Source organism: Chromobacterium aquaticum (genome assembly GCF_021129195.1).
Classification (GTDB): domain Bacteria; phylum Pseudomonadota; class Gammaproteobacteria; order Burkholderiales; family Chromobacteriaceae; genus Chromobacterium; species Chromobacterium aquaticum.
The window spans coordinates 1-12,091 of sequence record NZ_JAJOHW010000120.1 but is presented as its reverse complement, the minus strand read 5'-3'; the positions used below and the strand labels follow the sequence as shown (position 1 = coordinate 12,091).

The following is a 12,091-nucleotide window of genomic DNA, read 5'->3' as shown; positions in this document are numbered from 1 at the left end:
GCGCTGGTGTTTGGACACGATATCGCCCTGTCCGATCTGGACGGCGCGCTGGACATGGCGCAGGCCAGCCCGCCCACCGTGGTGATGGGGGTGCCGGGCTTTTACGAAGAGCTGCGCGCGCGGCTGCGGCAGCGCCACGGCGACAGCGAACCCGCCGCGCGCGGCGCGCAGATCCAGGCCGCGCTCGGCGGCCGCGTCCGCTATTTGTGGACCGGCTCGGCGCCGGCCAGCCGAGCCGTCCTGGAATTCTTCAACGAGGCCGGGGTGCCGCTGTATGAAGGCTATGGCAGCAATGAAGCCTGCATCGTCGCCAAAAACCATCCGGGCGCCTTCCGTCTGGGCAGCGTGGGCAAGGTGCTGCCGAACAAGGCGGTGCGCTTCGACGAGGACGGCATCCTGATCGTGGCCAGCCGTCACCCGATCAATTGCCGCTATACCTGGTGCGACCCCGGCATCAACGAGAAGAGCTTTCTGCCTAGCGCCGAGGTCAAGACCTGGGATGTCGGCCACCTGGACGAGGACGGCTTCTTGTACATCCATGGCCGCGTCGACGACATCGTGACGGTGACCAATGGCCGCAATGTGCTGGTGCGGGCGATAGAGGAGGGGCTGCGCCAGCACCCGGGCGTACAGGAGTGCGTGCTCTACGGCACCGGCAAGCCCTTCGTCACGGCGATCCTTTCCGCTGCGGCGGCGGATGCGGAGGCCGATGCGCTGCGGCGGCACATCGAGACGATGAATCAACGGCTGTTTCCGGAGGAGCGCATCCTGGCGGCGCTGATCGCCGATGAGCCGTTTTCGATGGAGAACGGCTTGCTGAGTTCCCAGTTCAAGCCCAAGCGCAAGCTGATTCACCAGCGTTACGCGGCGCAGTTGGAGGACATCTATGCGCGCCACGCGCGCGCGCCGACGGCGTTTGCCGCCGACGCGGTGCTGATGTGGGATGGCCGGGCCACGCAGCGGGCAAGAGCGAGACAAGGCGTTTTCAACGCCGCATCGCCGCAGATCGTAAACACACTCTGGGACGCGACCCAGCCCAAACTTATTCGAGGAGCGAGAAATGACTTGGCGGAACCTGAAGGACCTTACCCTGGAAAACGAGCGCGTGCGCTTGCGCCGGATCCGGATCGACGACTACGCCGCCTTCGAGCGCATCGTGTTCGAGCCCGAGATCTGGGAATACTTCGTCGCCCGCATCCAGGCGCCGGACGATCTGAGCCGCTTCATCGAGCAGGCGATACAGGACACCCTCAACGGCACGCGCATCGTGTTCGCCATCATAGACCGCCGGACCGATCGCATCGTCGGCAGCACCGCCTACGGCAATCTGGCCGAGGGCGAGCGGCGGCTGGAAATAGGCTGGTCCTGGCTGTGCCGGGACGCGCGCCGCACCGGCATCAACCGCGCGGTCAAGTTCGAGCTGCTCAAGCACGCGTTCGAGACGCTGGAATGCGAGCGGGTGGAGTTCAAGACCGACATCCTCAACGCCGGCGCGCGCGCCGGCCTGGCCGGCATAGGCGCGGAGGAGGAAGGGGTGCTGCGCAGCTTCAACTTCATGCCCGGCGGCCGCCGCCGCGATGTGATCTATTACAGCGTGCTGCGCCGGGAATGGGAGCGGGTCCGCGACGAGCGCTTCGCGGAATTGGCCGCCGCGGCCAGGCCTTGAGCCATCGTCACCAGCAATCGGAACAGGAAGGTCCGACCTTCCCGGGAGGTTTGAACATGAAAGCGGAAGACTTCACCTTCAATGCGGATGGGCAGCGCTTGGCCGCCACCCGCGTGCAGCCGGAAGCCGGCGCGGCCAGCAGCATACTGACCCTGCATGGACTGGGTCATACCTCGAACCGGCATACCATACGCTATGTGCTGAACCACCTGGCCGAACACGGCCTGGGTTCGGTGTGCTTCGAGTTCTCCGGCAACGGCGACAGCAGCGGGGTGATGGAGGAGTCCTGCCTGCAGCGCCGCTACGGCGAAGTGCTGGCCGCGGCCGAGCATCTGGACAAGCGCGAGCCGCTGACCCTGATAGGCACCAGCATGGGCGGCCATCTCGCCGCCTGGCTGGCGCCGATACTGAAACCGGCCTGCCTGGTGCTGTTCTGCCCGGCCTGCTATCCGGCCGATGCCGTCGAGTCCCGGTTCGACGGCAGCCTGGCCCGGCCGGGTCCCTATGCGGATTCCCCTGCCTATGCCGGCATCAGCGCTTTCGACGGCGATCTGCTGATCATAGGCGCCAGAAAAGATGACGTGGTGCCGGCCGCGGTGCTGGATGGTTATCTGGCGGCGGCCCGGAGCGCCCGCAGCAAGCACATCGTCTGGCTGGACGACTGCGAGCATTTCATCCATCGCTGGCTGCCGCATCAGGACACGCTGCGGCCGCAAGTGCTGAAGACGATACGGGACACCATCCTGCTGGCGCGCGCGCGCCAATGAGTCTATTGGAGGAAGTCATGCAAGACGCACCCATTCTGATTGAAGCGAATATCCTGAAGCGGCGCGATGTCGCCAGCATCGATATCGTGGAAAACGCGTTCTCCAGCGGTCCCGTCGCCGACGCTTTGCGGCAGGCGCCGCTGATAGAGCGCCGCAAGGGCCTGAACAAGGAGGCCTTCGACCGGGAATACCGCCATCAACAGCGGCCGGTGATTCTGGAAGGCTACGCCGCCGACTGGCCGGCGGTGCGCGACTGGAGCTTCGAACACTTGGCCCAGCGCTGCGGCGACACGCCGGTGGTGGTGAACAGCTACAGCAGCCAGCGCTCCGCCCAGGCCAGCTTCGCCGAATTCGTCGCGATGATGAAGCACAATGAAGGGCCGGACACCCAGCCCATCTATCTGCAGGAATGGTATTACAAGGCTTCCCGCCCGGAACTGGCGGCGGACCTGCCCGAGCTGGACATCGCCCAGTACGACTTCCGCCGCGACTTGTACGGCGAGGTGATTTCCACCAACCACCAGCTGTGGCTGGGCCAGCGCGGCGGCGTCACCCGCCTGCACCAGGACTCCTACACCATCGATGTCATGCATGTGCAGTTGGTGGGCGAAAAGCACTGGATCGTCATGGGTCCGGACGCGAACCTGGCGGAAACGGCGGCGGGGGACGCGGACCTGCACGCGCTGGCCGAGGACCCGGCCACCCGGCTGATGCAATGCACGCTGCAGCCCGGCGACGTGCTGTATCTGCCGGCGCTGTGGTTCCACCGCATCAAATTGCTGAGCAATTCGATAGGCCTGGGACGGAAGTGCCTGGACCAGGCCAATCTGCAAGCCCACATCCGGCAGCGGATGGCGGAATTGCTGGCGCTGGCGCTCAATCCGGAAGAGGTCAAGCTCACCCATCCGGAACTGTTCAATGTGGTGATGATGCGCAATCGGGTCTGGGCCAAGCGCATGGGCATCGATTTGTCGAAACTGCGCCCTTGATTCGGCGCCGGCCACGCAGGCCGCGGATATTGCATGGGAGATGAAAATGAAGCAAGCGCACGTGCTGGTCGTCGGAGGACTGGATCACACGCTCGATAAACTGGATCAGCTGGGCATACGTTATTCGATGATGCAAACGCTGGCGCGCGTCAACGAAAGGCAGTACCGCGCGGCCACGCGCTATGCGGTGATGGATTACGAGGACATGGAGGAGGTGCTGCTGCTGGCGCGGGCCTGGCACGCCAGGGACCCGTTCGACGCGGTGGTGTCCTTCACCGAATACGGCCTGCACCCGGCCTCGCAATGCGCGATCGATCTCGGCATCCCGGGCGACAACCTGGAAGCGGTGCTGCATACCCGCGACAAAATCGATATGCGCGAACTGCTCGGCCGCCATGGCCTGAGCCCGGTGCGCTACCAGGTATGCCAAACCGTGGACGACGCCAAGCGTTTCTTCCGCTCGCTGGAGGGCGAGGGCATGGTGCTGAAGCCTTTTGCCGGCGGCCTCAGCGAAGGCGTGTTCTTCGTCGACGCCGAGGAAGACCTGGAAGCGCGCTGGAACGGCTCCCGCGAAGTGATGGACGGTCCCATCCTGGCCGAGGAATTCCTGCACGGCCCGGAATTCAGCGTCGAATCCCTCTCCATCAACGGCCAGCATCTGATCGCGATGATCACCGAAAAGGAAACCACGGCGCTGCCGCGCTTCATCGAGCTCGGTCACCAAGTGCCGGCGCGGCTGGACGAGGCGCAACAGGCGGCGGTCAAGGAGCTGGTCAGCCGTTTCCTGGACATCATCGGCCAGAAGACCGGGCCCGCGCACACCGAGATCCGCCTGACCCCGTCCGGCCCCCGCATCATCGAATCGCAGACCCGGGTGGGCGGCGACCAAATCTGGGAAATGTGTGAAATGGTCAGCGGCGTCAACCTCACCGGCGAAACCGTGGCGGTGCTCACCGATATCCCGCGTCCGGAGCGCAAGCCGGTGGCCAAGGCCGCCGCCATCCGCTTCTTCTCCTATGAAAACGCCAGAATCCTTGACGTGCGCGGCATCGAGCGGGCGCAGGGCGCGCCGGGCGTGATCCGGCTGGAATGTCAGCTGCAAGCCGGCCAGCGCTATGAGACGCTCAAATCGTCCAACTCCCGCCAGGGTTATGTGTTGTGCGTGGGCGACACGATAGAGCAGGCCGTCGCCAACGCCGAGGCGGCGCGCAACGCGGTGCAAGTGGCCTGGGAGCCGCTGACCGCGGAGAGCGGCGGCCTCGGCTGAACGCCAGTCCCTGCCCACGGCTGTCGGGCAGGGGCGGCGCGCGGCAGATCGTAAACCGTTTCTTGGATTAATCCGAAATAAAGACAGGCAAGCATGAACTCGCATCCGGTCCGGCGCAGCGTGCTGTATATCACCGCGCATTACATCATGACCTATCTGGGCTACTACGGCCTGGTCTCCACCCTGGTGGTCACGCTCAGCAAGGCCGCGTTCAGCGCCGAGCAGATCGCCATGCTCGTCATCCTGTTCACCTTGACGACCAAGGCGGCGAAGATACCGCTGGCGCCGTGGCTGGACCGGATGGCGGCGACGAGCTCGGTGCTGATAGGCTGCGTGATGGCCGCCGCCGGCTTTGTCCTGTTGTGCGCCGCCAAGGACTTTTATCTGACCGCCTGTGCGCTGACCTTGTCCGGCACCGGCATCTCCATCAACGCGCTGGCGAGCAAGCAACTGGCCGCGGCGACCAGCGACATGATGGAGAACCGCGCCAAGCTGTTTTCCATCACCTATATCGGCATCAATATCGCGGCGGCGGCGGCGGCGCCGCTGGCCCTGTACCTGGTGGCCAAGGGGCAGTACCAGCTGGTGTTGATCGGCATTGCGGTGTCCTATTGCATCGCCGGCATCGTGACCTTCCTCAATTTCAAGCAACTGGGCATGAAACACCCCGGCGGCGGCGCGCCGTCCTTTCTCGCTTACTGGAAGCTGCTCTATCTGCCCGGCATCGCGCCCTTCTTGCTGATCAACTTCTTTTGCTGGCTGCTGTACGGCCAGCTCTTCAATGTGCTGGCGCTCTATGTCTCGGAAACGCTGGCGCTGCCCGGCAAGCTGGGCTGGCTGTATTCATTGAACGCGCTCTTGGTGATCGGACTGCAACTGCTGGTCACCCATTACGCCCACCGCTGGAGCGGCGGCAAGCCGCTGGGCATTGTCCACTCCTCTTACGCCACGTTCGCGCTGGCCTTCATCATGCCCTTCATTCTGCCGGGCTATATCGGCGCGCTGGCCTTCGTGTTGCTGTTCACCTTCGCCGAGATGATGTTCGCGCCCAGCATGGATGTGCTGCTGCTGTCCCTGATCGGCAAGGAAAGCCGCGCGGTCGGTTACAGCGTGTTGTCCATCAGCACCGCGCTGGGGGAATCGATGGGCGGAGGCATGGGGGTCGCGATCTACCGCTGGATGGCCAATCACGGCCACGCCAGCCAGTTCTGGCTGGTCCTCGCCGGCCTGTCGCTGCTGTGCATCGCCATTGCCTACGTGCTGCAGACCTCGAGCGCGGGCCTGCGCGCGCAGGCGGCCGGCGCGGCTTAGAACCTGTTTACGATCTGCTGCGCGTCGTGGAGCGTTACACGGTGAGTACAACTTCGAAATGCTCATGTACCGTGTGTACACTCCGCTTTCTCAGCTGTTTTCGCCTTGTCTCGCCTTAGCTCGCGAGATCGTAAACACATTCTGAGCGATGCGCAGCAGAGCGTAACCGCTGCTCAGTGGCGGATCTGAGTGCTGCCGGCCTCGGCCAGCGCCTCCAGCAATAGCGCGGTGCTGGCGCCGGGCTGCTCGAACGGATCCAGCCGCGGCTGGGCCGAGTAGCGCAGCAGCAAGGAGGTGTTGAGCTTGTCCATCATCACCTCGGCCATGCTCCAGTTGGCGAAGCGGCGCTGGCTGATTTCCTGGTAGTCCAGCAGCGTCAGAGCGTGGTGGCGCGGATCGTGCGCCAGTTTCTGGTACAGCAGATTGACCTCGGCGCGGCCGCCCTCCAGCGACTGCACGAACACGTCCTTGCTGTAGCACAGCACCCCGGTGATGCCCTGGGCCGGATTGTATTTGCGCGCGGCGATCATGATGTCGTCCACCAGATCGCTGTCTATGGATTTGTGCGCGCGGCTGCAGTAGGTCAGACGTACCAGCATGATTCTCCCCTTAAGAATCGGTTCACGATCCGTCGCGCTGGCTGAACGTGGCTTGGAGGGCACGGCGTGCGGAATGCTCATGCCTCGAACCGGCATTCCATTGTTTCAGCGGTGTTGGCCTGGTTTCGCGCCAGCGCAAGCGACGGTGAGCGCATCCTTGGATGCAAAGAGGCCGCGCCAGACCAGCGCGGCCTCGTTTCATCTTAGTTGTTGTGCGCCGTCTTGCCGGCGATGAGGGCCTTATTTATGCATCAAGGACAGGAATTCGCGGCGCAGATTGGCGTCGCTGAGGAAGGAGCCGCGCATCACGCTATTGGTCATCTTGCTATTGCTGTCCTTCACCCCGCGCCAGTGCATGCAGAAGTGGTCCGCTTCCATCACGATGGCCAGGCCATCCGGCTGCAGCTTCTTCATCAGCAGGTTGGCGATCTGCGACACCGCCTCCTCCTGGATTTGCGGCCGGGTCATCACCCAGTCGATCAGCCGCGCGTACTTGGACAGGCCGATCAGATTGGAATGCTCATTGGGCATCACCCCCACCCAGACGCGGCCGATGATGGGGCACAGATGGTGGGAGCAGGCGCTGCGCACGGTGATGGGGCCGACGATCATCAGCTCGTTCAACTGCTCCACATTGGGAAACTCGGTGCTGGCCGGCATCTGCACATAACGGCCGCGGAACACTTCCTTGATGAACATCTTGGCCACCCGCTTGGCGGTGTCCTGGGTGTTGTGGTCGTGCTCGGTGTCGATGACCAGGCTTTCCAACACGGCTTTCAGCTTGTCCTGCACTTCCGCCTGAAGCAGATCCAGCTCGCCGTCCTCGATATGGGCGGCGATATTGTCGTTGGCGTGGAAACGGGCGCCGGCTTGCTGCAGACGGCTGCGGATGCGCTGCGAGACCGGCAGATGGTCAACGGTATTGGTCTTGTTCATTGTGTTGTCAGTTTCGGAGGCTTAGTTATCATTTTGGCGCCGCCAAGGGCCGGCGGCTCTATCCTTTGATGTGTGGCGCGGGCGGCGAGGCCGCCGTTCAGCGGACGGCGGAGTGGCGCCTGGCCGATGCGACAGGAACGCTCCATGTTAGCACAAGCGCCGGAGCGCATCCGCCGCCGTGACTCCTAGTAGAAACCCTTACCTGTTCAGGGCTTGACGCGGAAAGTCCTTAATTTGGCAGGCATGCAAAGTCAATGTCGGCGGCTGGCCATAGCGGATCTTGCTGTCCTTTGGGACGGGGGTGGGCATGGCGCGGCGACGCTTTGCCGCGCCGGCGCGGGCCTTGCCGCGCAGGGAACGGCGGCAAAGGCCGCCGTTCCAGGCTAGCGCATTGGTGTTTTCGACACAGAAATTATCCGGATTGAATTTCCTACCGCCTGGATTACCACTCACATAAGACCGACAACTTATGGAGAGGGGCGGGACGGTATGAATAGTCAACAGCGCAACGGCCGGCAACGCTGGGCCCGGGACTATGTGTTCGACGCATTGAGCCAGTTGGGCATCCACCGCATTTTCGGTGTGCCGGGCACCAATGAAATACCCATCATCGATGGCACCTCCTACCCGGAAAATCAGGTGGAGTACATCGAGTGCCTGCACGAGAACATCGCCATGGGCGCGGCGATGGGGTCGGCGCGGATGACCGGCAAGCCCGGCGTGGTGGTGGTACATGTCACTCCGGGCATCGCCCACGGCATCGGCAACCTGTTCAACGCCTGGCGTTCGCAGGCGCCGCTGGTGATTCTGTGCTGTCAGCAGCAGAACGAGCTGGTCACCCAGGAGCCGCTGCTGGCCTCCAATCTGGTGGACCTGGCGCGGCAATACACCAAGTGGGCGCATGAGGTGCGCACCGAGCAAGAGCTGCCGATGGTGCTGCAGCGCGCCTTCAAGGAGGCGATGGCGCCGCCCAACGGGCCGGTGTTCGTCGCCATTCCCTGGGAGTTCACCATGCGTCGCATCGGCGACGCCGACCGCCTGCCGGGCATTACCCGCATCTCCCCGCATTTCCTCGCCGACGCCGCCGCCATCCGCCAGGCGGCCGTCATGCTGCGCGAGGCGGCCAACCCGCTGATCGTGGTGGGCGACGCCGCCGGCTACGCCGAAGCCTGGCCGGAATTGCAGGCGCTGGCGGAGTTGATCGGCGCGCCGGTGTCGCTGCAAACCTTCAGCAGCCTGGCCAACTTTCCCAACGGCGATTACCACTGGCAAGGCGAGCTGCCCGGCGGGCAGAAAGACTTGCAGAAGGTTTTCGCCGGCCATGACGTCGCCTTCTTGTGCGGCTTCAGCAATCAGGCCCAGGTCACGGTGTTCAAGTACAGCGACGGCCCGCTGATCCCGCCCTCGGTGCGTCAGGTTTACCTGAGCAACAATAGCTGGGACATCGGCAAGAACTACTACGGCGAGTGCGCGCTGTTCGGCGACATCAAGGCCACCTTGCCGCTGCTGAACCGGGAGATCGGCGAGCAGCCGTCGGCGGCCGCGCGGCAACGCAATGAGCTGTTGCGGCAAAAGGCCGAAGCGCGGCGCTCGCAATGGGATGCCTATCTGCGCGAGGCGATGCGGCAGCCGGAAATCTGGGCGGTGGTGATCGCCGACGCGCTGCGTCTGGAAATCAGCGAGCGCCGGCTGGAAAAGCAATTCGTCTACGTGCATGAGGCGGTGTCGGACCCGGCGCCGTTCCAGTACCTGTTGCCGTTCACCGAAGAGGCCGCCGCGCCGATCAGCTACTACTGCGTCGGCGGCGGCTCCTTGGGCTGGTCCATGCCCGCCACCCTGGGCATCAAGCTGGAGGAGCAAGGGTGCCAAGGCATAGACACCCGTTTCGTGGTGGCGGCCACCGGCGACGGCTCCTCGCTGTTCTACCCGCAAACCTGGTGGACCGCGCAGCACCGTCAGCTGGGCGTCCTCTACATCATCACCAACAACCACGAATACCACACCCTGCAAATGGGGCTGCAGCAAGTAGAGGCGATGTACGGCGACGCGCCCGGCTACGGCTGGCAGGCGCGCACCCAGGACCCGGAATACCTGCGCATCCATCGGCCCAAACCGGACTTCGTCGCCCTGGCCAAGGCCTTTGGCGGCATGGAGGGCGAAGTGGTGGCGCATCCGGAGGCGGTGCGCGCCGCGGTGCGGCGCGGGCTGGACCACGCGCTGGCCGGCCGCGCCTATGTGCTGGATATGCAGACCGTGGGCCTGGACCAGCCGCCGCCCACGCCGCAGCAGGCCAACGCCCGCTATCGCAACCAGCCGCGGCTGGACTGCTTCCACGTTCCGGACGGGGATGCCCAGCGCAACACGGACAACGGCCAGCCGGCCAATGTGCCGGTGATTTTCTGATCCCGGCTTCACTCAGCGAGGACGAGCAAACATGGCTAGCGAAAACATCGACATCGCCATTGTCGGCGGCGGCGTGTCCGGCGTGTACAGCGCCTGGCGGCTGCAGCAGCATTATCCCCAGAGCAAGATCGCGGTGTTCGAGGCCAGTGATCACATTGGCGGCCGCCTGCTGTCGGTGCGACCGCCGGACATCCCGGACATGGTGGCGGAACTGGGCGGCATGCGCATCCTGCCGACAGTACAGCCGCTGATTTACGACCTGATCCAGGAGTTGAACGCGCTGTTGCCGGAGCCGGAGCAGATCGAACTCTACTGCTTCCCGGTGGACGAGTTGCAAAACATCGCCTATCTGCGCGGGGTTTACCTGCGCTTGAAGGACTTCACCACCGAACCGGACAAAGTGCCGTACCGGCTCAACTTCCTGGACCGGGGCCAAACCGGCGGCGCCGTCATCATCGACGCCATCGAGCAAATCGTGCCCGGCATCACCAATAAATCGCTGACCGAGGAAGAGCGCCGGCTGATGGCGCAGAGCGCCAGCTTCGGCGGCGTGCCGCTGTACCAGCAGGGCTTCTGGAACGTGTTGTTCCGCGTGATCACCGGCGAAGCCTATCAATACGCCGAAGACACCGGCGGTTATGACACCACGCTGTGCAACTGGAACGCCGCCGACGCCATCCCCTGGTTTCTGTCGGATTTCGGCGTATCGGCCCAATACAAGGGGTTTTGCAACGGCTTTCAGCAAGTGCCGCTGGTGTTGGCCCAGCTGTTTGAACAAGCCGGCGGCGAGGTGAGGCTGGGAGCGCCGGTCAGCGGCGTGACGCGCAGCGAGTTGGGCTTCCAGTTCCAGGCGCAGGGCCGGACCGTGTCTGCCAAAACCCTGATCCTGGCGATGCCGCGCCGCGCGCTGGAGCTCTTGTCCGCCACCAGCCCCTGGCTGCAGGAGTCCGCGCGCTTCAAGGAATTGATCGCCAGCGTCACCCCGCGGCCGCTGTTCAAGCTGTTCACCACCTACAACAGCCCCTGGTGGCTCAATACCGGCTATAACACGGCCGACGGCGACTACGTGCCGGTCAAGTCCGGCCGTTCCGTCACCGATTTGCCGATACGTCAGACCTATTACTGGCCACGCAGCAACGGCCAGCCCGCCTTGCACGGCCACGCCATGTTGCTGGCCAGCTACGACGACGGCGACAACACCGGCTTTTGGGACGGCTTGCGCGGCCGTCGTCACAGCGCCTGGAAGGAGGGGAAGGAAGTGGCCGAACTGACCGATGCCTTCATCGGCGCGGACGACCATGTGCGCGTTAATGAACTGAGCTGGCACCGCTACAAGGCTCCGCGCATGATGACCGAGGAAGTTTCCCGCCAACTGACGGTGATGCACAGCCTGTCCTACACGCCCAAAGTGCGCAACGCCGCCTTCCGCGACTGGGGCGACGATCCGTTCGGCGGCGGCTGGAACAGCTGGAACATCGGGGTGAAAAGCTGGGAAGTGAAACGGCAGATCATCCAGCCGCTGGACGGCCAGCCGCTGTATGTGTGCGGCGAAGCCTATTCCGACGCCCAGGGCTGGGTGGAGGGCGCCTTGCAGACCGCGGACATGATGTTGGCCAAGCTGGTGTGAGTGCCTGTTCAAAGCCCGCCGCGCGTTGGCGAGCGATGAGACAGGAGGATTGAAGCGCTTCCGGAAGCGGGACAGGGCCTGCCTGTCCCGCTTGGCGCGCGGCCCGGCGCGCGCTACCATACTGGTTTCGCGCGCGACCGCCCCGTTGCGCGACCCAATCTTTCCCCGAGGTTTTCGTCCGATGCGCCATTGATGCCGCCGTCCTCCTGGACGGCCACGTTCTCCGCCCCCTGCGCGCAGGGGAATGTTCGGCATCCCTGGAAGCTTCATGACGCACACCCATCTCACTTTGGACGACGTGTCCTATCTGCTGCCCGACGGCAGGATTCTGTTCAGCCATCTCAATATGGTGTTCCAGCCCCAGCGCACCGGCCTGGTGGGCCGCAACGGCGTGGGCAAGACCGTGCTGGCGCGCCTGCTGGCCGGCCAGCTGCAAGCCAGCGCCGGCCGCTGCCTGCGCAGCGGGCCGGTGCATTATCTGGCGCAGCAAGTGGCCGCGTCGCCGCAGACCACCGCCGCCGGCCTG

Annotated in this window: 10 protein-coding genes and 1 pseudogene; 9 read left to right on the top strand and 2 right to left on the bottom strand. The window is 64.3% G+C overall.

Annotated features, from left to right (window positions below):
* Positions 1–54: 54 nt before the first annotated feature.
* The 6 genes and pseudogenes from LQT98_RS24265 to LQT98_RS18215 all read left to right on the top strand — a co-directional run.
* A pseudogene (locus LQT98_RS24265) lies at positions 55–834 on the top strand (AMP-binding protein); the annotation flags it as partial.
* 226 nt (positions 835–1,060) lie between these two features.
* Entirely contained in the window at positions 1,061–1,666 is a 606-nt protein-coding gene (locus LQT98_RS18235; RefSeq protein WP_048409134.1) for a GNAT family N-acetyltransferase, read from the top strand.
* A gap of 56 nt (positions 1,667–1,722) precedes the next feature.
* A complete protein-coding gene (locus LQT98_RS18230) occupies positions 1,723–2,433 on the top strand; it encodes an alpha/beta hydrolase (protein ID WP_231464117.1) in 711 nt (236 codons plus the stop codon).
* 17 nt (positions 2,434–2,450) lie between these two features.
* Positions 2,451–3,422, top strand: coding sequence for a cupin-like domain-containing protein (locus LQT98_RS18225; RefSeq protein WP_231464115.1), 972 nt, complete (start codon positions 2,451–2,453; stop codon positions 3,420–3,422).
* Between the two features lie 46 nt (positions 3,423–3,468).
* Positions 3,469–4,689 (top strand): ATP-grasp domain-containing protein, encoded by a 1,221-nt coding sequence (locus LQT98_RS18220; RefSeq protein ID WP_231464113.1) that lies wholly within the window; start codon positions 3,469–3,471, stop codon positions 4,687–4,689.
* 93 nt (positions 4,690–4,782) lie between these two features.
* Positions 4,783–6,000, top strand: coding sequence for an MFS transporter (locus tag LQT98_RS18215; RefSeq protein ID WP_053074305.1), 1,218 nt, complete (start codon positions 4,783–4,785; stop codon positions 5,998–6,000).
* Between the two features lie 173 nt (positions 6,001–6,173).
* Here LQT98_RS18215 and LQT98_RS18210 read toward each other — a convergent pair whose 3' ends face one another.
* Positions 6,174–6,599, bottom strand: a complete 426-nt coding sequence (locus LQT98_RS18210) for a BLUF domain-containing protein (RefSeq protein ID WP_231464111.1) — start codon at positions 6,597–6,599, stop codon at positions 6,174–6,176.
* A 240-nt stretch (positions 6,600–6,839) separates the two neighbouring features.
* On the bottom strand, positions 6,840–7,535 hold the full coding sequence (gene folE, locus LQT98_RS18205; protein ID WP_048409138.1) for a GTP cyclohydrolase I: 696 nt from the start codon (positions 7,533–7,535) through the stop codon (positions 6,840–6,842).
* A 489-nt stretch (positions 7,536–8,024) separates the two neighbouring features.
* Between folE and LQT98_RS18200 the strand changes: the two genes are divergently transcribed.
* From LQT98_RS18200 to LQT98_RS18190, 3 genes are all read left to right on the top strand, one after another.
* Entirely contained in the window at positions 8,025–9,938 is a 1,914-nt protein-coding gene (locus LQT98_RS18200) for a thiamine pyrophosphate-binding protein (RefSeq protein WP_231464109.1), read from the top strand.
* Between the two features lie 31 nt (positions 9,939–9,969).
* Entirely contained in the window at positions 9,970–11,565 is a 1,596-nt protein-coding gene (locus tag LQT98_RS18195) for a flavin monoamine oxidase family protein (RefSeq protein ID WP_231464106.1), read from the top strand.
* A 268-nt stretch (positions 11,566–11,833) separates the two neighbouring features.
* Positions 11,834–12,091: ATP-binding cassette domain-containing protein (locus LQT98_RS18190; protein ID WP_231464104.1), on the top strand; the 258-nt coding region annotated here is incomplete at its 3' end.